Source organism: Thauera sp. SDU_THAU2 (assembly GCF_038260575.1).
In the GTDB taxonomy this organism is placed as follows: Bacteria; Pseudomonadota; Gammaproteobacteria; order Burkholderiales; family Rhodocyclaceae; genus Thauera.
The window spans coordinates 1752656-1774582 of the sequence record NZ_JBBWUN010000003.1 but is presented as its reverse complement, the minus strand read 5'-3'; the positions used below and the strand labels follow the sequence as shown (position 1 = coordinate 1774582).

Genomic DNA, 21927 nt, shown 5'->3' with positions numbered 1-21927 from the left:
GCACACAGCGAGCGTCGGGCGATGTCCGCTCCGAAGCGCCTCCAGATACCGCGCGACTGCCCGGCACGTCGTATCACCATCGACATTCCCTCTCCAGCATCCGCCTTCGCACGCATCATCCAAGCGCTCCGCCTGCCTGCACCGCCGCATTCACCAGTCGGCCTTCACCGCCTGCACCGAGGACCCTCGCATCGCCCGCGCCCCGGCCAGCCGTGCAACCAGTGCAGCCAGCGACACCAGCACGGCGGCAAACAGCGCCAGCGCAGCCCACGGTACGGCCAGGTCCATGCTCCAATGGAAACTCTGCCGGTTGACCACCTCGATCAGGATCCATGCCATCGCCCCGCCCGCCAGCAAGCCGCAGGCCACGCCAAACCCGGCGGTCAGCGCCCCTTCGGCCGCGATCAGGCGCCCGACCTCCCCGCGTGTGAAACCCAGATGGCGCAGCATGCCGAACTCGCCTTCGCGCGTGCCGGCCAGCGCGGCGAAGGTGGTGGCGATGCCGAACAGGCCGATCATCACCGTCACCGCTTCCATCAGATAGGTGATCAGGAAAGTCCGGTCGAAGATCTGCAGCGTGGTGGCGCGGATTTCGCCCGGCAGCGCGATGATCAGGCGCCCGGGGCCGAAGCGGGCGTTCAGCGCATCGGCCACCGCGCCGGCATCGGTGCCTTCCTCGAGCCGGATCGCGGCGTCGTTGACGCGATCGTCGCCGGTCAGGGCGCGGTAGTCCGCCGGCTCGATCAGCGCCGCACCGTACTGGCGCGAATAATCCCGCCAGACGCCGGCAACGACGAAACTCTGCTGGCGGCCGGCCAGCGGCAGCGTCAGGCGGTCGCCGACGCCCAGCCCCAGACGATCGACGGCAGCTTCGGAAATCCACGCCGGCGGCAAGCCGCTCTGCCCCGGTTTGCCGCCGTCCGGGCGTCCGCTCGAACCCGCGACCAGCGGCAAGCCCCAGTTGCCGTCGACCGGGCGCGCCAGCAGGCTGAACACCGGCTCCTCGTCCGACAGCCGCAAATTCAGCAGCCGTGTCGTATCCACCGAAGCCACGCCCGGCACCGCGGCAATGCGTGCCAGCGCATCGTCATCCAGATAGCCGCTGGCCGCCGAGCTCGAAGCCCGCACATACAGGTCGGCCGGCAGCACCTGGGCCAGCCAGTCATCCACCGACACCCGGAAGGAGCTGACCATGATCGCCATCGCCGATGCCAGCGCCACGCTGGCGACCACGCCGGCAGCGGCCACCACGGCCTGGCCGGGCGTGGCCGACAGGCGGGCATGGGCCAGGCGCCAGATCACCGAGCGCGTCCGCCCCAGCAGCGGCAGCAGGCTCTGCGCCAGCGCAGGCAGGAGCAGCACTGCCGCCATCAGGCTCAGCGCCACCGCAGCATAGCCGCCGAGCGGAATGCCGCCGGCCGGCGGCAGCATGCAGGCGAGTCCGGCGGCTGCCGCCAGCAGCAGCGCCAGCGGCAGGCGCCCCCGCATATGCGGCAAGCCGGCATACTGCGCTTCGCCGGCCCTCAGCGCCCGGGCCGGTGCGACCTGCGACGCTGCCCGGGCCGGCAGCCAGCTACCGAGCACACCGGCCACACCACCCAGCAGCAGGTATCCTGCGGCAAGCAGGGCATCGAACTGCAGCTCGGGTCGGCTACCGCGGAAAAAACCTGCGCCCAGGTCGCCGCCGACCAGCCTGAAGGCCAGCGCAGCAAGCGCATGGCCGAGCATCACGCCGATCGCACCGCCCACCAGCCCCAGTACCACCCCTTCGGCCAGCAGGCCGCGCAGCAATTCGCGCCTTTCCATACCGAGCGCACGCAGCAGGGCGAACTCCCGCCGTCGCCGCGCCACCGACAGCACCTGGGTGGAAAACACCAGGAACGCGCCGGTCAGCAGTGCAATGGCCGCCAGCATCGTGAGATTGACCCGATAGGCGCGCGACAGCGCACTCGCCTCGCCGGCCACGGCCTCCGGTACCTGCAGTGCCAGTCCGGGCGGCAGCAGCGGCGACAGCGCCAGACGAGCGGCTTCGGCACTCAGGCCAGGAGCGAGCTTGAGATCGATGCGGCTCAACACGCCGATGCGTCCGAACACCTGCTGCGCACCACCGATGTCCATCACCGCCAGTTCGGCACCGCTCAAGGGCAGTTCGCCGGCCAGACGCAGCTCGATCCCGCTGATACCGGACTGGACGGTCAGCACGCCATCCCGCAGCGCGGGCCCGGCCATCTCCCCGTTGCCCAGGCGCGACGGCAGCTCCAGGCGGGCGCGGGCATCCGCGCTCACGAAGATGTTGCGCGGCTGCAGCCCGGCAAGACGGCCGTCGCCGTCCACCAGCGCCGGGTCGGCCCGCGGCCGCAGCAAGGCCTGCATGCGGGCAACGCGGAACATGTCGACACCGAGAATCTCCAGCGTATCCTCCCGCCCCGGCAGCCGTGCCTCGATGCGCAGCACCGGGCTGGCTTCGGCGATCTCCGGGCGCCTGGCGAGCACCGGATAAATGGCCTCGTCGAAGCCCTCGCGCGGTCCCACCAGTTGCAGGTCGGCTTCGCCCGCCAGCGTGCGCAGGCCGCGGCCGAATTCGTCGATGGCCGCGCCGTGGATCAGTTGCACCGCCAGACCCAGCGCCACGCCGAGCGCGATCGCCAGCAGCGACAGCGCAGTCGCCAGGCGATGGCGCAGCAGGCTGGCGAGGAAGAGCCGGCGCGAGGTCGCGCCCACCAGGCTCACTGGACTACCCTCCTGTCTCTGTGCGACATCCTCCCCGCGGGAGGATGAGCGCCCCTTCGGGCGGCCGGGCGGCGGCGCTCATACGCGCTCCGTGACGTCCGCCAGCCCCTGCGGCCCCAACTCCAGCACCCGGTCGGCACGCTTCGCGGCCAGGCGGGAATGCGTCACCAGCACGCCGGCGGCGCCGCCGGCCCGGATCTGCCCGAGCAGCAGATCGAGCACTTCGCCGGCCCGTGCCGGGTCGAGGTTGCCGGTCGGCTCGTCGGCCAGCACCAGCTTCGGGGCATGGATCAGCGCCCGCGCAATCGCCACGCGCTGCATCTCGCCGCCCGACAGGGTGTGCGGCGCATCGTCGGCCCGTCCTTCCAGGCCCACGCGCGCCAGCATGGCGCGGGCGCGCTGATCGGCCTGGCGCTCGTCGACCTTCAGCAGCCACAGCGGCAGTGCCACGTTCTGCGCCAGCGACAGATGCGGCAGGATGTGAAAAGCCTGGAAGACGAAGCCGTAGGCCTCCCGCCGCAGCCGGGCCATCGCATCGTCGTCCAGCCCGCCGATGTGTTGCCCGCCCAGTTCGACGTGTCCGCCGTCGAACGGCTCCAGCCCCGCCAGACAATTGAGCAGCGTCGATTTCCCCGCCCCGGATTCACCGACGATCGCCACGCATTCGCCGCCCGCGACCTGCAGTTCCAGCCCTTCGAACAGAAGGCGTGGCGGGGTACCGGGAAGCGTCTTGCGCAAGGCGCGGGCAGTCAGCATGAGGTCGGTCAGGGCAGGAGTGGAAAGAGAGGTAAAGAAGGGGCCGTAAAGTCCGATTGTGTCATCGCAGCGTTGAAATTGCTGCGATGCCTGCCAAATCGACTGCCGGACCGCGCCGAAGCCCGGCGGGACCACCATACCGGCTGCCGCCATCCCTGCTCGATCCGGGATAGGGGCGAATCACGTATATACTCCGCCCGCCGAGCCGCGCAGGGCTGCCTGCCCACAACGTGGCATCGCATCTTCATCGCCAGGCATGCCGGTCGACCACTACGAGAATTTTCCTGTCGCTTCGCTTCTGCTGCCGCCGCGCCTGCGCGAGCCGGTCGAGGCCATCTACGCCTTCGCCCGCAGCGCCGACGACGTCGCCGACGAAGGCGATGCGCCGGCCGTCGCCAGACTGGCCCGGCTGCACGACTATCGTCTGGCGCTCGAAGCCTGTGCGCGCGGCGAAGTCGTGCGCGACGAAAGCCTGGCGCCGATGTTCGCCCGCCTGGGACGTGCGATCGCGACACATGCACTGCCGGTGCAGCCTTTTCGCGACCTGCTCGACGCCTTCGCCCAGGACGTCGGCAAGACGCGCTACCGCGACTTCGCCGAGCTGCGCGACTATTGCCGGCGCTCGGCCGATCCGGTCGGCCGCCTGCTGCTGCACCTGTACGCCGCCGCCACGCCGGAGAATCTCCGCCGCTCGGACGCCGTCTGCACCAGCCTGCAGTTGATCAACTTCTGCCAGGACGTGGGCGTCGACTGGCGGAAGCAGCGCATCTACCTGCCGCAGGACGACATGGCGCGCTTCGAGATCACCGAGGGCGACATCGACGCCGGCCGCTGCGATGCCCGCTGGCAGGCGCTGATGGCTTTCGAAGTGCAGCGCGCCCGTGCCATGATGCTCGACGGCGCGCCGCTGGCGCTGGCCCTGCCCGGCCGCATCGGCTGGGAGCTGCGCCTGATCGTGCTCGGCGGCCTGCGCATCCTCGAACGCATCGAAGCCGCCGGCTACGACGTCTTCCGCCACCGGCCGGTACTCGCCCGGCCCGACTGGCTGCGCCTCGGCTGGCGCGCCCTGAACTACCGGAACATCGCATGAATCCGCACGACTACTGCCAGGACAAGGCCGCCAAGAGCGGATCGAGCTTCTACTACAGCTTCATGTTCCTGCCGCCCGACAAGCGCCAGGCGATCACCGCGCTGTATGCCTTCTGCCGCGAGGTCGACGACGTCGTCGACGAATGCCACGACCTGTCGCTGGCCCAGACCAAGCTCGAATGGTGGCGCAAGGAAGTCGCGCGCACCTGGGCCGGCAACCCGACCCATCCGGTCGGCCAGGCGCTGAAGGACGTGCTGCCGCGTTTCGCGCTGCCGCAGGAGCAGTTGCTGGAGATCATCGACGGCATGGCGATGGACTTGTCGCAGACGCGCTACCTCGACTTCAAGGGCCTACAGCTCTACTGTTACCGGGTCGCCAGCGTGGTCGGCCTGCTGGCGGCCGAGATCTTCGGCTACCAGGACCGCCAGACGCTGAAATACGCCCACGACCTCGGCCTCGCCTTCCAGCTCACCAACATCATCCGCGACGTCGGCGAAGATGCCCGCCGCGGCCGCATCTACCTGCCGATCGAAGACCTGCAGCGCTTCAACGTGCCGGCCAAGGACATCCTCGAAGCTCGCCATTCCGACGCTTTCCGCGAGTTGATGGCTTTCCAGGCCGAACGCGCGGAGCATTTCTACGACCAGGCTTTCGCCCAGTTGCCGGACATCGACCGCAAGACGCAGCGCCCCGGCCTGGTGATGGCGGCGATCTACCGCACGCTGCTGCGCGAGATCGCCGCCGACGGCTTCCAGGTGCTGGACCGCCGCACCTCGCTGACCCCGCTGCGCAAGGTCTGGCTGGCCGGCACCACTTGGTTCAAGGGCTGAGCCGATGAGCGTGCCGACCGTGGCGGTGATCGGTGCCGGCTACGCAGGCCTCGCCTGCGCGGTCGAACTGGCGCGCGCCGGTGTGCATGTCACGGTGTTCGAGCGCTCGCACACCCTGGGCGGGCGGGCGCGGGTGGTGGCCAAGGACGGCTGGCGCGTCGACAACGGCCAGCACATCCTGATCGGCGCCTATACCGAACTCACCCGCCTGCTGCGCACCACCGGCTGCTCGCCCAAGCAGCTCGCCCACCTGCCGCTGACCCTGCACGTGCCGGGCAGGATGAGGCTGAAGGCAGCGGCGCTGCCCGCGCCTTTCCACCTGGCCGTCGGCCTGCTGCGCGCCGAAGGCCTGAACTGGGCCGATCGGCTGGCGATGCTGCGCCTGATGCGCTGGCTCAAGAAGCAGGGTTTCCGCTTGCCGCCGGAGATGACGGTCCGCGGCCTGCTGCGCGAGACGCGGCAGACGCCCGTGCTGGCCGAACTGATATGGGAACCCTTGTGTGTCGCTGCGCTGAACACGCCGGCTGCCGAAGCTTCGGCCCAGGTCTTCGCCAACGTGCTGCGCGACAGCCTGGCCGCCTCCGCCAGCGACAGCGAACTGCTGATCCCGCGCGTCGACCTGTCCGAACTGTTCCCGGTGCCGGCGGCCCGCTACCTCGCCACCCGGCGCGGCAAGCTGCGCACCGGCAACGCGATCGAGGCGATCCAGCCGGTCGACGGCGGCTTCCGCCTCGAAGGCGACCCCGGCAGCCGGCCCTGGCCGCATGTCGTGCTTGCCACCGCGCCCCATCACGCCGGCGCCCTGCTCGCCTCCACCGGCCAGTGCGAGCGCCTCGCCGCGCAGATCGACGCCCTGCCTCACGAACCGATCGTTACAGTCTATCTGGCGCTCGGGAAAGGGCAGAAGCTGTCCGAACCGATGATCGGCCTCGACAGCGGCACCACCGCCACGCTGACGGCCGGCCCGGCACAATGGGCTTTCGACCGTGGCCAGCTGGGTGGGCCGGAAGGCCTGATCACCTGCGTCATCAGCGCCCACGGGCCGCACGAGGCGCTGCCCCGCAACGAACTGATCCTGGCCACGCATGCGCAACTCGAACGGCAATTGGGCCGCAGGCTGCCCGCGCCCGAGTGGTCGCAGGTCATCGTCGAGAAACGCGCCACCATCGCCTGCCGGCCCGGCGTCTTCCGCCCCGGCATGCGTACGCCGCTACGCGGCCTGTGGCTGGCCGGGGACTATCTCGACTCCCCCTACCCCGCCACCCTCGAATCCGCCGTGCGCTCGGGCACGGCCTGCGCGGCGGCCATCCTGGCCGAGCTGGGAATGAAGGCGACCTGGCTGTAACAACCCCGGAGCCAGGGACCAGGTCGCGCTCTGTCGCGGTACTGATCCGTCAACCGGGGCTTTCATCGTCCCTGGAAACGTGGCACAGGATTGCATCGAGCATCGACGCACCCAGCCGCTTGCTGCGCGCGCCGTTCCAGCCAGCCTGTTCATCGGGCAGGTTCGCGTTGTCCTTGAACGGCATTTCCAGCGTCAATGACACGCAACCGAAGTGATTGGCGACCCACTTGCTGGCGAGCGTCAGAAGTTCCTCGCCGAAGCGGCCGGGCTTGTAGCCCTCCTCGGTCTGGAAATCGGGAGCCGCGATGGCGAAAGCCTCGATGAAGCGTGCCTGCTGCTGCGCTGCCTGTGCGGTGAAGCCGGGCACTTCCTCGGCGGTCGAGAAAAAGACGTAGGGCAGCGCCTCGTCGCCGTGGATGTCGAGGAAAAGCCCGCAGCCGGTGCGCTGCATTTCCCGTCGCACCAGAAAGACCTCCGGACTGGCGGCCGGATCGGGCTCGCGCCACTCGCGATTGAGATTGCGCCCGGCCGCATTGGTGCGCAGATTGCCGCGTACCGCGCCGTCGGGGTTCATGTTGGGCACGATGCAGAAGCGCGCCTGCTCGCGCAGACGGCGGGCGACGGCGTCGAAAGGATCGAGCAGGCGCTCGAGCAGCCCTTCGACGAACCACTCGGCCATCGTTTCCCCGGGATGCTGGCGGGCGATGATCCACACCGGCACCACGTCGGGCCGGCCGACGGTGACGAGGTCGATATCGCGGCCATCGACGCTCGCACCGAGCTTGCTCACGCTGGCGAAAGGCGAAGCTTCGGCATGGGCCAGCAGATCGAGATGGCGCTCGTGCGAATACGGCTCGAAATAGGCGTAGTAGACGCTATTGCGCTCGGGCCTGTGCTCGACGATCAACTGGCCGTTCTCGTAGCGGGTGCCGGGGACGCGGAACCAGTCGCGGCGATCGTAGGACGCCACGCAGCGGTAAGCCGGCCAGCCGTCCGGGTAGGCGGCCTGCGAGGCGTTCTCGAACACCATGCGCACTGCCCTGCCCGCAGCACCCGTCAGGCGGAAATGGAACCACTGGCGGAATTCGGCCGCATTGTCTGCACGCAGGCGCAGGCGGATGTCTTGCGGATCGTCGAGGCTGATCACCTCGATCGCGCCGGAATCGAAGCATGAACTGATGCGCATGGAAGCCTCCTCAGCCACTGCGCTCAGGCCTCGCGGCGGCGGAACACCAGCCGGTCGTCGTCCGAGGCTTCGGCTGCGAAGGCATAGCCTTCGGCAGCGAAACCCTTCACCCCGTCGACGTCGTCGATGCGGTGCTGGATCAGGTAGCGGCTCATCAGGCCACGCGCGCGCTTGGCGTAGAAGCTGACGATCTTGTAGCGGCCTCCTTCCAGTCCTCGAAAGCGGCGCTGACCAGCCTGCCCTTGAGCTTGGCCGGCTTGACCGACTTGAAATACTCGTCGGAGGCGAGGTTGAACAGGATCGGCTCGCGCCCCGCATCGGCCTCGGCGGCGAGCAGGCGGTTGAGTTCGTCGGTGATGCGATCGCCCCAGAAGGCGTACAGATTCCTGCCGCGGGCATTCTCCAGCCGGGTGCCCATTTCCAGGCGGTAGGGCTGCATCAGGTCGAGCGGGCGCAGCACGCCGTACAGGCCGGACAGGATGCGCAGATGCTCCTGTGCCCAGTCGAGCTGCTGCGGCGTCAGGCTGTATGCGTCCAGGCCCTCGTACACGTCGCCGTTGAAGGCGAATACCGCCTGCTTGGCATTGTCCGGCGAGAACGGCTGCGACCACTGTTCATAGCGCGCGGCGTTGAGGCTGGCGAGCGCGTCCGACAGCGACATCAGCTCCGCGATCTGCGCCGGCGAGCGCTCGCGCAGGATGGCGATGAGTTCGGCGGATTGGTCGAGGAAATCCGGCTGGGTGAAGCGCGGCGTGGCGGGCGGCGTCTCGTAGTCGAGCGCCTTGGCGGGGGAAATGACGAAGATCATGGGCAGGTCACGGCCGGCAGGAAGAAGCGCCCAATGTTAGCAAACGGCGCGCTACATCACCGCGCGCAACAGCCCCATGAGTTCGTCGATGCGCTTGAGGCCGGCCCGGTTCTCGGCGATCGACGAGCGCCACTCTTCGCTCAGTACTTCCAGTTCGGCGCGCTGTTGGGACGCGCCGATGCGCTTCACCAGATCGAGCTTGCTGTACGGGCCGTGATAGGCGCGCAAGGTGTTGATCATGAAATTGCGTGCCTTCTCCAGGTCCTTCGACTGTGCCTGTACCTGCACCGAGGCCTTGGCCGGCGAGACGGAATCCGCTTGTTCCGCTGCCGCGACGATGAAACCCGCATCACCAGTTGGGCAAGCGTGCCGTCGATGTCGGGATCGCCCGCCAGAGCGTGCAGTTCATCCCTGGAGCGCTGTCCGTCGATCAGGATCAGCAGTCGCCGCGCACGCTGGCCGACGGCCCCGCTGCGATTGGCGATTTCGCCCACCCCTTGCGGGGTCTTGAAGTAGATCGTCACGCCTCATCTCCTCGGCAAATGCGGCTTTCCACCGTCTGGCCATGCATGCCGCAACGCATGTCGCGGGCGAGCACCGGCGGATAGCATCATGTGCCGGGAAAATGGCTGTCAATCGCCGCCTGGAGAGGAATGTGACGCACTTAACGCACGTCGCTGCCGAGCCTGTTCGAACAGGCAGACCGCCACGGCCGCGGCGACGTTGAGCGACTCGATCGCGTCCGTGGTCGGAATCACCACGCATTCGGAGGCAAGGGCGAGCAAGGCCGACGACAGGCCCTGGCCTTCGGCGCCGAACAGCCAGGCCGTCGGGCGGCGCAGTTCGATGTCGTACAGGCTGCGCGCATCAGGCCTCAGTGCGGTGGCCAGCACCGGACCGGGAAAATCACGCAGCGCCTGCAGCACATCGACCCGTTCGCGGATGCGCAGGCCGAAGTGCGCACCCATGCCGGCGCGCAGCACCCGTGGCGACCAGGCGCCGGCGCAGCCTTCGGCGAGCAGCACGTCGCGCACGCCGGCCGCCGCCGCAGTGCGCAGGATGGTGCCGAGATTGCCGGGGTCCTGCACCGCATCGAGCACGACGACGTCCCTGGTCAATGCTTCGGCCGGCGGTTCGGCCGGCAGATCGATGACGGTCACGAGGCCGGAGGGTGTGTCGACCGGGCTGATGTGGGCGAACAAGGCGTCGGGGAGTTGGTAGCGCGGCACCTCGGCCGGACAGCGTGCGAGCAGGTCCTGGATTTCTGCACTGGCAAGGCCGCTCTCGGCGACGACGACGCCTTTCAGCGGCCACTGGCGCAGCAGCGCGGCATCCAGCAGGTGCGCACCATCGAGCAGCGTCTCGCCATGCTTGCGCCGCTCGCGGGCGGAGCCGGCCAGCGCATGCAGGCGCTTGACCAGCGGGTTCTCGCGTGAAGCGATCGCTTTCATCGCCCAGCGGCGTCGAGCAGGCGCCGAACGGGCGCGAAGCTGCGGCGGTAGAAATCGGCGACGCCGTGCTGTTGCAGCGCCTGCAGGTGGGCGGCCGTGGGATAGCCCTTGTGCGCGGCGAGCCCGTATTGCGGCCATGACGCGTCGAGCTCGCGCATGCCGGCGTCACGGACGGTCTTGGCGAGGATGGAAGCAGCCGAGATCGAAGGTTCGGTGGCGTCGCCCTTGACGATGGCGCGCGCAGGATAAGGCAGGCGGGGGCAGCGGTTGCCGTCGATCAGCACTTCGGCCGGCGCCACGCCCAGCCCCGCGACCGCACGCTGCATGGCCAGCATGCTGGCGTGCAGGATGTTGAGGCGGTCGATTTCCTCGACATTGGCTTCGGCGACCGCCCAGGCCAGCGCACGCTCGCGGATCAGCACCGCCAGGCGCTCGCGCGCACGCTCGCCGAGCTTCTTGGAATCCGCCAGGCCGTCGATCGGGCGTGCGGGGTCGAGGATCACCGCCGCGGCGACGACCGGCCCGCACAAGGGGCCGCGCCCGGCCTCGTCCACACCGCATACCAGCACCTGTCCCGGACATGCCGCAGCAGGCATGAAAAGGTCTGCGCTCACGTCGTCCTGCCGTTCAGGTAAGGCAGGATGGCTTCCGCTGCCTTCCGTGCCGTGTCCTGCCGCAGGGTCAGGTGCAGCTCGGTGAAGCGCAGCTCGAGCGCCGCGCAGCGGTCGGCGTCGTCGAGCCAGGCCTCCAGCGCCGCGGCGAGATTCTCCGGCGTCGCATCGTCCTGCAGCAGTTCCGGCACCAGGCCTTCGTTGCACAGGATGTTCGGCAGGCCGACCCACGGCAGGTAGGCCATGCGCTTCATCAGCCGGTACTGCCAGTCGCCGATGCGATAGGTGATCACCATCGGCCGCTTCAGCAGCGCGGCTTCGAGGCTTGCGGTGCCGCTCGCGACCAGCACCGCGTCGGCGGCGGTCATGGCCTCGACCGCATGGCCGAACAGCATGCGGATGGGCAGTTCCGTCGCCTGATTGCGGTGCAGCGCCTCTTCGAAGATCAGGCGGGTCTCGCGCGTCGCCAGCGGCACCAGGAAACCCAGGCCGGGGTCGCGTTCGAGCATGCGGATCGCGGTGGCGATGTAGATGTCGGCCAGGTTGCGCACTTCGGACTGGCGGCTGCCCGGCAGCATCGCCACGATCCTGCTGTCGGGGTACAAACCCAGCAGCTCACGCGCCGCGGCGCGGTCGGGGCACAGCGGAAACACGTCCGCCAGCGGATGGCCGACGTAGCTGACCGGCACGCCGGCCTGCTCGTACAGCGCCGGCTCGAACGGGAACAGGCACAGCATGCGGCTGACCGAGCGCGCGATGCGCTTGATGCGTCCGCCGCGCCAGGCCCAGATCGACGGGCTGACGAAGTGGATCGCCGGAATGCCCGCGTCCTTGACCTTGCCTTCCAGCCACAGGTTGAAGTCGGGCGCATCGACGCCGATGAAGGCTGCCGGCCGCTCCTTGCGGACCTGCGCCAGCAGGCTGCGGCGGATGCCCGACAGCTCGCGGTAGCGCTTCAGCGCATCGACATAGCCATGCACTGCCAGCAGTTCGCAGGGCCAGCGCACGTCGAAGCCTTCGGCCTGCATCTTCGGCCCGCCGATGCCGAAGAATTCGGCATCGGGCAGGTACCGGCGAATGGCCCGGATCAGATGGCTGGCGAGCAGGTCGCCGGATGCTTCTCCGGCGACCATCGCGATGCGAACGGTCATGGCGCTCAGCGGACGATGCCGCGGCCGGAGTCGGCGATGAACTCGGACAGCGGGCCGGCCTCGGCATGCTCGGCCGCGATCTCGGCGACGCGCTGGCGCGCTTCGTCCAGCGTCAGGCCGCTGCGGTACAGTGCCCGGTAGGCACGCTTGATCGCGGCGATGCCTTCGCTGCCGTAGCCGCGGCGCTTGAGGCCTTCGCTGTTGATGCCGTGCGGCTTGGCGGGATTGCCGGCGACGGTGACGAAGGGCGGCAGATCCTGCAGCAGCACGGTGCCGACGCCGCAGAAGCTGTGCGCGCCGACGCGGCAGAACTGATGCACGCCGGTGAAGCCGCCGAGGATCGCCCAGTCGCCGACATGGACGTGGCCGGCCAGCGTCGCGTTGTTGGCGAAGATCGTGTGGTTGCCGACCTGGCAGTCGTGCGCCACATGCACGTAGGCCATGATCCAGTTGTCGTCGCCGACGCGGGTGACGCCCCCGTCCTGGCTGGTGCCGACGTTGAACGAGCAGTACTCGCGGATGGTGTTGCGGTCGCCGATCTCGAGCCGGGTGGGCTCGTCGTCGTACTTCTTGTCCTGCGGCTTGGCGCCGAGCGAGCAGAACTGGAAGATTTCGTTGTCGCGGCCGATGCGGGTATGGCCTTCGACGACGACGTGCGGCCCGATCCGGCTGCCGTCGCCGATCTCGACGTGCTCGCCGATGATCGAATAGGCTCCGATCGAGACCTTCTCACCGAGCCTGGCGCCCGGATGGACGATGGCAGTCGGATGGATCATAGGGTCTTCAGCGCGCACATCAGATCGGCTTCGGTCGCCACTTCGCCGTCGACGCGGGCGACCCCCTTGTACTTGTAGATGTTGCGCTTGTTCTGGGTGATCTCGACTTCGAAGATCAACTGGTCGCCCGGCACCACCGGGCGCTTGAAGCGCACGTTGTCGATGCCGGCGAAATACACCACCGAGTTCTCGTCCGGCTTGACGCCCATGCTCTTGAACGACAGCACAGCCGCCGCCTGGGCCATCGCCTCGACGATCAGCACGCCGGGCATCACCGGATGGTGCGGGAAATGGCCGGGAAAGAAAGGCTCGTTCATCGTCACGTTCTTCAGCGCGACGATGCGCTTGCCCTCCTCCATCTCGAGCACGCGGTCGATCAGCAGGAAGGGATAACGATGCGGCAGGTATTCGACGATTTCGCTGATGTTCATCATGGGGATTGTCCGGCCGTCGCGGCCGCCTTCATTGGTTTTCGAGTGAGCGGACGCGCCCGGCCAGCGCATCGAGGTGGCGCAGGTGGGAAAAATTGCGCACCCAGTCGGCATGCGGCTGCACCGGCAGGCTGGCGGTGTGGACGCCGGGCCGGGTGATCGACTTGCTGACCAGCGTACCGGCGGAAACGACGACGTCGTCGCAGATCGTCAGATGGCCGATGATGCCTGCCTGGCCGCCGATCATGCAGCGCGCGCCGATGCTGGTGCTGCCGGCGATGCCGACGCAGCCCGCGATCGCGGTGTTCTCGCCGATGCGCACGTTGTGCGCGATCTGGATCTGGTTGTCGAGCTTGCAGCCGTCGCCGATCACGGTGTCGTCGAGCGCACCGCGATCGATCGTGGTGTTGGCGCCGATCTCGACGTCGTTGCCGATGACGACCCGGCCGACCTGCGGGATCTTGACCCAGCGCCCATCCTTTTCACGGGCGAAGCCGAAGCCGTCGCTGCCGACGACCACGCCGGAATGGAGGATGCAGTTCTCCCCGACCACGCAGCCATGCTGGATCGTGACCCGCGCGGCAAGCCGGGAGCCGCGGCCGATGCGTGCGCCGCGGCCGATGTGGCAGCCTGCGCCGACGACGACGTCCTCGCCGATTTCGACGTCCTCCTCGATCGACGCGCCCGGCCCGATCTCGGCCGACAAGGGCACGCTGGAAGCCAGCGCGGCAAGCGCATGGACGCCGGGGCGCACCGACGGCAGCGGGTTGAAGAGCTGGGCGACGCGCGCGAAGTACAGATAAGGGTCGGCCGTGACGATGGCGCTGCGGCCGTTCAGCAAGGCCTTCGCATCCGGCGCGACGATGAGCGCCGACGCCGCACTTTCGCGCAGCTTCGGCAGGTACTTGCGGTTGGCCAGAAAGGCGAGATCGCCTTCCCCGGCCTGATCGAGCGTGGCCACCCGGCGGACGGCCACGCCGGCGTCGCCGGACACTTCTCCTCCGAGCCGCGCGACCAGTTCGTCGAGACGGAACATGCGGGCGGAAGGCTTATTTGGCGTCGGACAGGGCCTTGATGACCTTGTCGGTGATGTCGATGCGCGGGTTCGCGTACACCGCTTCCTGGAAGATGATGTCGAAGTTTTCCTTCTCGGCGATGTCCTTGACCGAGCGGTTGGCCTTGTCGAGCACCGAAGCCAGTTCCTCGTTGCGGCGCTGGTTCGGATCCTCGCGGAACTCGCGCTGCTTGCGCTGGAAGTCGCGGTTGAGATCGTTCAGCGCGCGCTCCTTGTTGCGGCGGTCGTTCTCGTTCATCGTCGCGCCGTCGCGCTCGAGTTCGTCCTGCATGGCCTTCAGGTCGCGGGCCATGCGCTGGAGTTCCTGGTCGCGCTTCTCGAACTCCTTCTCGAGGCGCTGCTGAGCCCGCACCGCGGGCGTCGCCTCGCGCATCACGCGGTCGGAGTTGACGAAACCGATCTTGGTGTCGGCCACGGCGGCCTGCGACAAGCCGATCAGTGCAGCGCCCACCAGGGACAGGGTACTAACTTTCACTTATGCCTCCGAATGAAACTTGTTTGGCGCAGCGCTCAGAACACGCTGCCGAGCTGGAATTGGAAACGCTGGATCTCGTCGTCCTTCTCTTTCTTCAGCGGATGGCCGAAGCTGAACTTCAGCGGGCCGATCGGCGAACTCCAGGAGAAAGCCAGGCCGGTACTGTAGCGCAGGTCGTCGAACTTCATCTTCTGCTCCTTGCCGGTATCGGGGTCTTCGCCCCAGACATAGCCGGCATCGAAGAAGGCGGAGATGCGGAACGAGCGGTCGGTGCCCGAACCCGGCATCGGGAAGAAGAACTCGGCATTCGTCACCAGCTTGCGGGTACCGCCGGTCGAGGTGATGTCGCCATCGGTATCCCTGAACTTCGGCCCCAGCGTGCCCTGGTCGAAGCCGCGCACCGAGCCGATGCCGCCGACGTAGTAGTTCTTGTAGAAAGGCACTTCCTTGCCGCCGAAACCCTTGGCATAGCCGAGGTCGGCATTGAGCATCAGCGCGTAGTCGCGCCCGATCGGGAACCAGTGCTGATACTGGTAACCCAGCTTGCCGTAGCGCAGGTCGCCCACCGGCACGGTGATTTCGCCATACACGCGCTGGTAGACGCCCTTGCGCGGGTAGATGAAGCTGTCGCGGCTGTCGCGAGACCAGCCGACGGACAGCAGCAAGCTGCTGACGCTGACTTCGCCGACGCCATCGGCCGCCCCGGAGCCGCTGCAGCCGAAATCCTTGCAGAAGTCCTTGTACAGGCGCGGGCTGTCCGAGTAAGTGGTGATCTTGGTGTGGTCCGCCGTCAGGCCGAAGTTGATCTGGTCGTCCTCGGCGATCGGCCAGCCCAGGCGCAGGCCCGCGCCGGTCGACACCGTCTTGTACGGCGACAAGGTGTCGTAGTCGGTCGGGTCGTAGGTGCGGTGGTACAGGTCCCAGCCGAGGCTGACGCCATCCACGGTGTAATAAGGATTGGTGAAGGACAGCGACAGCGTGCGGCTCGACTTGCTGGTGTTCAGGCCCAGGCTCAGCGCGTTGCCGCTGCCGAACAGGTTCTGCTGCGAGATCGAGGCCGACAGCACGATGCTTTCGGAGCTCGAGAAACCCGCCCCCAGCATCAGGTTGCCGGTCGGTCGCTCCTTGACCGCGAAGTTGACGTCCACCTGGTCGGTCGTGCCCGGTACCGGCGGTGTCTCGACGTTGACCTCGTCGAAGTAGCCGAGCCGGTCGATGCGCGTCTTCGAGCGGTTGATCGCCGCGGCGTCGTACCAGCCGCCTTCCATCTGGCGCATCTCGCGACGAACCACTTCGTCGCGCGTCTTGGTGTTGCCGCCGACGTTGATGCGGCGCACGTACACGCGGCGGCCCGGATCGACGAAGATCAGGAACGCGACTTCGCGCTTCTCCTTGTCGACCTCGGGTGCGGCATTGACGTTGGCGAAGGCGTAGCCTTCGTTGCCCAGGCGGTCGGTGATCGCCTTGGTCGTCTCGGTGAGGCGTTCGCGCGAGAAGGTCTCGCCCGGCTTCAGCGTGGTCAGCGCAAGGTACTCGGATTCCGGGATGATGAGGTCGCCGGTGTAGCGCACGCCGGTCACCTTGTACTGCTCGCCCTCGGTGATGTTCACCGTGATGTAGATGTCCTTCTTGTCGGGCGTGATCGACACCTGGGTGGAGTCGATGTTGAAGTCGAGATAGCCCTGGTTCAGGTAGAAGGAGCGCAGGGTCTCGAGGTCGGCCGACAGCTTCTGGCGCGAATACTGGTCGTTCTTGGTGTACCAGGTCAGCCAGCCCGGCGTGGTCAGCTGCATCTGCTCGAGCAGGTCGTCCTCGTCGAAGGCCTGGGCGCCGATGATGCTGATCTGGCGGATCTTGGCGACGTCGCCTTCATCGACGTTGAAGTTGATGCCGACGCGGTTGCGTTCGAGCGGCGTCACCGTGGTCGTGACCTGGGCCGAATACTTGCCGCGCGACAGGTACTGGCGCTTCAGTTCCTGTTCGGCACGCTCGAGCAGCGAGCGGTCGAAGATGCGCGACTCGGCCAGCCCCACTTCGCGCAGGCCGGCCTTCAGTGCGTCCTTGTCGAATTCCTTGACGCCGACGAAGTCGATCTGCGCGATCGCCGGGCGCTCATCGACGGCGACGACGATCACGTCGCCTTCGGTCTCGATGCGGACATCGCTGAAGAAGCCGGTGGCGAACAGCGCGCGGATGGCTTCGGCGGCCTGGGCTTCGTCGAAGCGCTCGCCGACGCGCACGGGCAGGTAGTTGAACACCGTACCGGCTTCGGTACGCTGGATGCCCTCGACCCGGATGTCCTTGACCACGAAAGGTTCGAATGCGAACGCCGGCGCAGCGGCGAATAGGGCCATGATGAGCCCGGGCAGGAGCTTGCGATTCATGCAGGAGTTCAGCCGGAAATGAGTCGGTTGATGTCGTTGTAGAAGGCGAAGGCCATGAGCATCGCCAGGAGAACGAGACCGATCTGCTGACCGATCTCCATGACGCGTTCCGGAATCGGACCGCCCTTGATGATTTCGACCGTATAGTACAACAAGTGCCCGCCATCAAGCACCGGGATCGGCAGCAGGTTCAGCACCCCGAGGCTGATGCTGATCAGCGCCACGAACTTGAGATAGTGGTCCAGCCCGAGCTGCGCGGTCTGGCCCGCGTAGTCGGCGATCGTGACCGGACCGGACAGGTTCTTCCACGACACTTCGCCGGTGAGCATACGGCCGATCATCTTCAGGCTCAGCACGCTGGTTTCCCAGGTCTGGCGCACCGCCTTGACCAGCCCTTCGCCGATGCCGTAGCGCACTTCGGCGAACATCGACAGCCCGTCCTGCAGCGGTTCGGCCACACCCACGCCGATCCGTCCGATGCGCGCTCCGCCCTCGGCCAGTTCGTCCGGCACGATGTCCAGCACGAATCGCTCGCCGCCACGTTGCACTTCGAAACGCAAATCCTGCCCGGCCGCGTCCCTGACTTTGGCAACCAGCTCACCCCAGGAAGCGATCGGCGTGTCGTCGATGGCGAGGACCTCGTCGCCGCTTCGCATGCCGGCACGGGCTGCCGCGCCGTCATCGGCGACCCGCCCGATGACCGCGGGAATCAGCGGGCGCCAGGGCTGCAGGCCGAGGCGAACGATCAGGTCCTGCCGTTCGTCGTCGATCGGCACGCCTCTGAGATCCAGCCGGCGGACGGCCTCCCTGTCATCCAGCGTGCGCACGTGAAGCAGCACCTCGCGGCTGTCGAGCGCATGGCGCAGCAGGACCCAGCGCAAGTCCTGCCACGAGCGCACGGCTTCGTCGTCCACCGCGAGCACGAGGTCGCCGTCCTGCACGCCGGCCGCCTGGGCGATGGCCGGCGTATCCGACAAGGCCAGGCGCGGCCGCAGCTCGTTGCTGCCGGTGACGAACAAGCCCCAGTACAGCGCCACCGCCAGCAGCAGATTCGCCAGCGGACCGGCGGCGACGATCGCGAAGCGGCGCCAGACGCTCTGGCGGTTGAAAGCCCGGTGCAGTTCCTCCGGCGCGACGGGGCCTTCGCGCTCGTCGAGCATCTTGACGTAGCCGCCCAGCGGAAAGGCCGCAAGCGCCCATTCGGTGCGGTCGCGACCGGCCTTGCACGACAGCAGCGGCTTGCCGAAACCGATCGAGAAACGCAGCACCTTGACGCCGCACCAGCGCGCGACGAGGTAGTGGCCCAGCTCGTGGATCAGGATCAGCAGGCCCAGCGCAAGCGCGAAAGGCACGAGGTAGTCGAACAGATTCATCAGGCTGCCGCCAGCTTGTTTATTTCCAGCCGTGCCCGCTCCCTCGCCTGTGCGTCGGCGGCCAGCACGGCCTCCAGCGAATCGACAGCGAAGTCGCCGGCGCGTTCCAGGCAGGGTTCGATGACGCGGGCGATGTCGAGAAAGCCGATGCGACGGCCGAGGAAGGCCTCGACCGCCTCCTCGTTGGCCGCGTTGAGCATCGCCGGCGCCGCGCCGCCGGCCCGCAGTGCCGCGAATGCCAGCGCCAGACAAGGGAAGCGGGCCAGATCCGGGCGCTCGAAATCGAGCCGGGCGACGTCGAACAGGTCGAGCGCACGCACGCCGGCATCGATGCGCTCGGGCCAGGCCATGGCATGGGCGATCGGCGTGCGCATGTCGGGGTTGCCGAGCTGGGCGATCACCGAACCGTCGACGTACTCCACCATCGAATGGATCACGCTCTGGCGATGGACGACGACTTCGATGATGTCGGCGGACGCGCCGAACAGCCAGTGCGCCTCGATGACCTCGAGGCCCTTGTTCATCATCGTTGCCGAATCCACCGAGATCTTGCGGCCCATCACCCAGTTGGGGTGGGCACAGGCCTGCTCCGGCGTGACGCCGGCCAGCATCTCCAGCGGACTGGCGCGGAAAGGCCCGCCCGAAGCGGTCAGCAGCACCCTGCGCACGCCGGCGCGCCGCGGGTCGCGCGCATAGCCGGCGGGCAAGGCCTGGAAGACGGCGTTGTGTTCGCTGTCGATCGGCAGCAGGGTGGCGCCGTTCGCGGCCACCGCATCCATGAACAACTGCCCCGACAGCACCAGCGCCTCCTTGTTGGCCAGCAGCACCTTCTTGCCGGCGCGCACGGCGGCAAGCGCGGGACGCAGCCCGGCGGCGCCGACGATCGCCGCCATGACCATGTCGGCTTCGGGCGCGGCGGCGATTTCGGCCAGCGCCTCGCTGCCGCACAGCACTTCGGTGCGGCTGCCCGCCGCACGCAGCGCCGTCCGCAGGCGTTCCGCGGCATCGGCATCGACCAGCACGGCGAATTGCGGCGAGAAGCGCAGCACCTGTTCGAACAGCTTGTCGTCCTGGCGGTGCGCACTCAGCGCAAAGACCGAGAATCTGTCCGGGTGGCGGGCAACCACGTCGAGCGTGCTCCGGCCGATCGAACCGGTCGCACCCAGGACGGTGATGCGCTGGATGGCGTATTGGGACATTGAGTGATTCAGCAATGGGACGAGGATGCTGCGGCTGCGCTTCAGCGCGCGAGCAGCACTGCGCCGAGGGCGACCATCGGCAGCGTCGAGGTGAGGCTGTCGATGCGATCGAGGATGCCGCCGTGCCCCGGCAGAATGCTGCCGCTGTCCTTCAGGCCGGCCTGGCGCTTGAGCAGGATTCGTACAGATCGCCGACGATGCTGATCGCCGTCCACAGCACCAGCGCGATCACGACGGCAGGCACATCCCCGGGGAGGCCGCTCTGCCGAAACGCCAGCACGATGAAACCGAAGCACAGTACGGCAAGGACCGCACCTGCCGCGCCCTCCCAGGTCTTGCCCGGGCTGATCGACGGGGCGAGCTTGTGCCGCCCGAAAGCGCGGCCGGAGAAGTAAGCCGCGATGTCCGCGACCCACACCACGGCCATCGTCGCCAGCATGGTCCAGGGGCCGATCGCCCTCAACTGGGCGAGCGCAAGCGCGGTGGGCACCAGCACGACGAAACCGGTGAGCACGGCCAGCACCGGGTCCGACAACTGCCACTTGCGCACCAGCCACGACGGCGCCAGCACCAGCCAGAAGGCCGCGCTGACGACGTAGAGCGGCGTCAGCCCGAGCTCGTATCCGCTCGGGAAAGGCGAGCTCAGGCCGGCGAGATGGCCGAGCAGCAGGCAGACCGCGCCGAAGCCCAGCGTCGTCGCGACCCGCAGCGTGCGCGCGAACCCGGCCAGCGCGCCCCACTCCCAGGCCGCAGCACTGCACAGCAGCGCGCAGAACACCAGCCAGCCCGCCGGGGGAAGGAGGAGGATGGCCGCGAGCAGGCCGACAAGAAGCGCGATCGCGGTGATGATCCGCGCCTTAAGCATGAGGACGCTCGCTCTGCGGAACGCCACGGACGACGAGTTGTTCGCTGGTCCGGCCGAAACGGCGCTCGCGCCCCTGGTAGGAATCGATCGCCTCGTCGAGCGCGGCGGCATCGAAATCCGGCCACAGCGTGTCGGTGAAATACAGTTCGGTATAAGCGAGCTGCCAGAGCATGAAATTGCTGATGCGCTTCTCGCCGCCGGTGCGGATGAAGAGGTCGGGCTCGGGCGCGAAGCTCATCGACAGGGCGCCCGTCAGTTCGTCCTCGCTGAAGCCGTCGCGGCGTTCGGGATGCGCGCGCATCAGCTGCGCCACCGCATTGGCGATATCCCAGCGGCCGCCGTAGTTCGCCGCCACGCACAGATTGAGCTTGGCATTGCCGGCGGTCTTCGCCTCGGATTCGCGGATGACGCGCACCAGCTCCGGGTCGAAGCGGGACATGTCGCCGATGACCCGCAGGCGGATGCCGTTGTGATCGAGGCGCGCCACTTCCTTGTGCAGCGCGCGCATGAAGAGCTGCATCAGGAAGGAAACCTCGTCCGCCGGCCGGCGCCAGTTCTCGGAACTGAAGGCGAACAGGGTCAGGTATTCGACCCCGCGCTCGACGCAGGCCTTGACCACCGTGCGAACGGCTTCGAGCCCCCGCGCATGCCCGGCGACGCGCGGCATGAAGCGCTTGCGCGCCCAGCGCCCGTTGCCGTCCATGATGATCGCGATGTGCCGCGGCACCGCGGGCACCTCGGGGATGTCCCGCGTGGAGCTCGTGAATCGTCTGTCCGTCATTGTCCGCCTCCTGTCCTGCCCATGAGGGAAGAGCCGATCCGGCGGATCAGATCTGCATCAGTTCCTGTTCTTTCGCGGCAAGCAGCTTGTCGACCTCGGCGACGTACTTGTCGGTCAGCTTCTGGACGTCCTCCTCGGCACGGCGCTCGTCGTCCTCGGAGATTTCCTTGTCCTTGACCGCATCCTTGAGCTGCTGGTTGGCGTCGCGGCGCAGGTTGCGGATCGCGATCTTGGCACCCTCGCCTTCCTGCCTGACGATCTTGGTCAGGTCGCGGCGGCGCTCTTCGGTCAGCGCGGGCATCGGCACGCGCAGCATTTCGCCCATGTTCGCCGGGTTCAGGCCGAGGTCGCTGTCGCGGATGGCGCGCTCGACCTTCGGCAACATCGGCTTTTCCCAGGTCTGCACGCCGATCGTGCGGGCATCGATCAGGGTGATGTTGGCCACCTGGTTCACCGGCACCATCGAGCCGTAGTACTCGACCATGACGTGGTCGAGCAGGCCGACGTGGGCGCGGCCGGTACGAATCTTGGCCAGATCGGTCTTCAGCGCCTCGACCGATTTCTGCATCTTCTGTTCAGCGGTCTTCTTCAGTTCGGAAATCATCAGCGC

The 21927-nt window shown here is 67.7% G+C and carries 20 protein-coding genes and 2 pseudogenes; 3 read left to right on the top strand and 19 right to left on the bottom strand.

All coding sequences use genetic code 11. From position 1 onward, the window contains the following. Window positions 1-150: 150 nt before the first annotated feature. Both AAFL97_RS09645 and AAFL97_RS09640 read right to left on the bottom strand, forming a co-directional pair. Entirely contained in the window at window positions 151-2730 is a 2580-nt protein-coding gene (locus AAFL97_RS09645; RefSeq protein ID WP_341644712.1) for an FtsX-like permease family protein, read from the bottom strand. A 78-nt stretch (window positions 2731-2808) separates the two neighbouring features. After that, window positions 2809-3486 carry an ABC transporter ATP-binding protein gene (locus AAFL97_RS09640; RefSeq protein WP_341647132.1) on the bottom strand — a complete coding sequence of 226 codons (678 nt, stop codon included), beginning with the start codon at window positions 3484-3486 and terminating at the stop codon, window positions 2809-2811. Window positions 3487-3742: 256 nt separating this feature from the next. On the opposite strand from AAFL97_RS09640, the gene hpnC reads away from it, so the two are divergent. Genes hpnC through hpnE form a run of 3 tightly spaced genes read left to right on the top strand, consistent with a single transcriptional unit; the run spans window position 3743 to window position 6751 of the window. Further along, the gene (gene hpnC, locus AAFL97_RS09635) at window positions 3743-4576 is read left to right on the top strand and encodes a squalene synthase HpnC (protein WP_341644711.1); all 834 of its coding nucleotides are present in this window, start codon (window positions 3743-3745) and stop codon (window positions 4574-4576) included. Continuing rightward, window positions 4573-5406: a presqualene diphosphate synthase HpnD gene (gene hpnD / locus AAFL97_RS09630; RefSeq protein WP_341644710.1), complete on the top strand. Its 834-nt coding sequence runs from the start codon at window positions 4573-4575 to the stop codon at window positions 5404-5406. Before hpnC ends, hpnD begins: the two co-directional genes overlap by 4 nt. A gap of 4 nt (window positions 5407-5410) precedes the next feature. Next, window positions 5411-6751 carry a hydroxysqualene dehydroxylase HpnE gene (gene hpnE / locus AAFL97_RS09625; protein ID WP_341644709.1) on the top strand — a complete coding sequence of 447 codons (1341 nt, stop codon included), beginning with the start codon at window positions 5411-5413 and terminating at the stop codon, window positions 6749-6751. Between the two features lie 49 nt (window positions 6752-6800). Here hpnE and AAFL97_RS09620 read toward each other — a convergent pair whose 3' ends face one another. From AAFL97_RS09620 to frr, 17 genes and pseudogenes are all read right to left on the bottom strand, one after another. Continuing rightward, window positions 6801-7937: a M14 family metallopeptidase gene (locus AAFL97_RS09620; RefSeq protein ID WP_341644708.1), complete on the bottom strand. Its 1137-nt coding sequence runs from the start codon at window positions 7935-7937 to the stop codon at window positions 6801-6803. A 23-nt stretch (window positions 7938-7960) separates the two neighbouring features. Further along, window positions 7961-8745 (bottom strand): annotated as a pseudogene (yaaA, locus tag AAFL97_RS09615) (peroxide stress protein YaaA). Between the two features lie 51 nt (window positions 8746-8796). Then, window positions 8797-8985, bottom strand: a complete 189-nt coding sequence (locus AAFL97_RS09610; protein ID WP_341644707.1) for a hypothetical protein — start codon at window positions 8983-8985, stop codon at window positions 8797-8799. Then, entirely contained in the window at window positions 8982-9269 is a 288-nt protein-coding gene (locus AAFL97_RS09605) for a hypothetical protein (protein ID WP_341644706.1), read from the bottom strand. The genes AAFL97_RS09610 and AAFL97_RS09605 overlap by 4 nt, the downstream gene beginning before the upstream one ends. Before the next feature lie 108 nt (window positions 9270-9377). After that, complete coding sequence (locus AAFL97_RS09600) at window positions 9378-10196, bottom strand: TrmH family RNA methyltransferase (RefSeq protein WP_341644705.1); 819 nt, start codon at window positions 10194-10196, stop codon at window positions 9378-9380. Continuing rightward, complete coding sequence (rnhB, locus tag AAFL97_RS09595) at window positions 10193-10810, bottom strand: ribonuclease HII (protein WP_445954484.1); 618 nt, start codon at window positions 10808-10810, stop codon at window positions 10193-10195. Before rnhB ends, AAFL97_RS09600 begins: the two co-directional genes overlap by 4 nt. After that, window positions 10807-11958 carry a lipid-A-disaccharide synthase gene (lpxB, locus tag AAFL97_RS09590; protein WP_341644704.1) on the bottom strand — a complete coding sequence of 384 codons (1152 nt, stop codon included), beginning with the start codon at window positions 11956-11958 and terminating at the stop codon, window positions 10807-10809. Before lpxB ends, rnhB begins: the two co-directional genes overlap by 4 nt. Window positions 11959-11963: 5 nt before the next feature. Further along, complete coding sequence (gene lpxA / locus AAFL97_RS09585) at window positions 11964-12734, bottom strand: acyl-ACP--UDP-N-acetylglucosamine O-acyltransferase (protein WP_341644703.1); 771 nt, start codon at window positions 12732-12734, stop codon at window positions 11964-11966. Next, window positions 12731-13165, bottom strand: a complete 435-nt coding sequence (gene fabZ, locus AAFL97_RS09580; protein ID WP_341647130.1) for a 3-hydroxyacyl-ACP dehydratase FabZ — start codon at window positions 13163-13165, stop codon at window positions 12731-12733. Before fabZ ends, lpxA begins: the two co-directional genes overlap by 4 nt. A gap of 31 nt (window positions 13166-13196) precedes the next feature. After that, window positions 13197-14201 (bottom strand): UDP-3-O-(3-hydroxymyristoyl)glucosamine N-acyltransferase, encoded by a 1005-nt coding sequence (gene lpxD / locus AAFL97_RS09575; RefSeq protein WP_341644702.1) that lies wholly within the window; start codon window positions 14199-14201, stop codon window positions 13197-13199. A gap of 13 nt (window positions 14202-14214) precedes the next feature. Next, on the bottom strand, window positions 14215-14715 hold the full coding sequence (locus AAFL97_RS09570; RefSeq protein ID WP_341644701.1) for an OmpH family outer membrane protein: 501 nt from the start codon (window positions 14713-14715) through the stop codon (window positions 14215-14217). 35 nt (window positions 14716-14750) lie between these two features. Then, on the bottom strand, window positions 14751-17099 hold the full coding sequence (gene bamA, locus AAFL97_RS09565; RefSeq protein ID WP_341644700.1) for an outer membrane protein assembly factor BamA: 2349 nt from the start codon (window positions 17097-17099) through the stop codon (window positions 14751-14753). A gap of 8 nt (window positions 17100-17107) precedes the next feature. Beyond that, the gene (gene rseP, locus AAFL97_RS09560; RefSeq protein WP_341644699.1) at window positions 17108-18472 is read right to left on the bottom strand and encodes an RIP metalloprotease RseP; all 1365 of its coding nucleotides are present in this window, start codon (window positions 18470-18472) and stop codon (window positions 17108-17110) included. Further along, window positions 18472-19671, bottom strand: coding sequence for a 1-deoxy-D-xylulose-5-phosphate reductoisomerase (gene ispC, locus AAFL97_RS09555; RefSeq protein ID WP_341644698.1), 1200 nt, complete (start codon window positions 19669-19671; stop codon window positions 18472-18474). Before ispC ends, rseP begins: the two co-directional genes overlap by 1 nt. Before the next feature lie 41 nt (window positions 19672-19712). After that, a pseudogene (locus tag AAFL97_RS09550) lies at window positions 19713-20536 on the bottom strand (phosphatidate cytidylyltransferase). Beyond that, window positions 20529-21317, bottom strand: a complete 789-nt coding sequence (gene uppS, locus AAFL97_RS09545) for a polyprenyl diphosphate synthase (RefSeq protein ID WP_341644697.1) — start codon at window positions 21315-21317, stop codon at window positions 20529-20531. Before uppS ends, AAFL97_RS09550 begins: the two are co-directional and overlap by 8 nt. 46 nt (window positions 21318-21363) lie before the next feature. Next, complete coding sequence (gene frr, locus AAFL97_RS09540; protein ID WP_068637315.1) at window positions 21364-21921, bottom strand: ribosome recycling factor; 558 nt, start codon at window positions 21919-21921, stop codon at window positions 21364-21366. Window positions 21922-21927: the final 6 nt, after the last annotated feature.

Bases quoted from the DNA above. Each gene is read 5' to 3' on its own strand.
- AAFL97_RS09640 (WP_341647132.1), bottom strand. From the start codon at position 3,486: ATGCTGACTGCCCGCGCCTTGCGCAAGACGCTTCCCGGTACCCCGCCA.
- hpnC (WP_341644711.1), top strand. From the start codon at position 3,743: ATGCCGGTCGACCACTACGAGAATTTTCCTGTCGCTTCGCTTCTGCTG.
- hpnD (WP_341644710.1), top strand. From the start codon at position 4,573: ATGAATCCGCACGACTACTGCCAGGACAAGGCCGCCAAGAGCGGATCG.
- hpnE (WP_341644709.1), top strand. From the start codon at position 5,411: ATGAGCGTGCCGACCGTGGCGGTGATCGGTGCCGGCTACGCAGGCCTC.
- AAFL97_RS09620 (WP_341644708.1), bottom strand. From the start codon at position 7,937: ATGCGCATCAGTTCATGCTTCGATTCCGGCGCGATCGAGGTGATCAGC.
- AAFL97_RS09610 (WP_341644707.1), bottom strand. From the start codon at position 8,985: ATGATCAACACCTTGCGCGCCTATCACGGCCCGTACAGCAAGCTCGAT.
- AAFL97_RS09600 (WP_341644705.1), bottom strand. From the start codon at position 10,196: ATGAAAGCGATCGCTTCACGCGAGAACCCGCTGGTCAAGCGCCTGCAT.
- lpxB (WP_341644704.1), bottom strand. From the start codon at position 11,958: ATGACCGTTCGCATCGCGATGGTCGCCGGAGAAGCATCCGGCGACCTG.
- lpxA (WP_341644703.1), bottom strand. From the start codon at position 12,734: ATGATCCATCCGACTGCCATCGTCCATCCGGGCGCCAGGCTCGGTGAG.
- fabZ (WP_341647130.1), bottom strand. From the start codon at position 13,165: ATGAACATCAGCGAAATCGTCGAATACCTGCCGCATCGTTATCCCTTC.
- lpxD (WP_341644702.1), bottom strand. From the start codon at position 14,201: ATGTTCCGTCTCGACGAACTGGTCGCGCGGCTCGGAGGAGAAGTGTCC.
- bamA (WP_341644700.1), bottom strand. From the start codon at position 17,099: ATGAATCGCAAGCTCCTGCCCGGGCTCATCATGGCCCTATTCGCCGCT.
- rseP (WP_341644699.1), bottom strand. From the start codon at position 18,472: ATGAATCTGTTCGACTACCTCGTGCCTTTCGCGCTTGCGCTGGGCCTG.
- ispC (WP_341644698.1), bottom strand. From the start codon at position 19,671: ATGTCCCAATACGCCATCCAGCGCATCACCGTCCTGGGTGCGACCGGT.
- uppS (WP_341644697.1), bottom strand. From the start codon at position 21,317: ATGACGGACAGACGATTCACGAGCTCCACGCGGGACATCCCCGAGGTG.
- frr (WP_068637315.1), bottom strand. From the start codon at position 21,921: ATGATTTCCGAACTGAAGAAGACCGCTGAACAGAAGATGCAGAAATCG.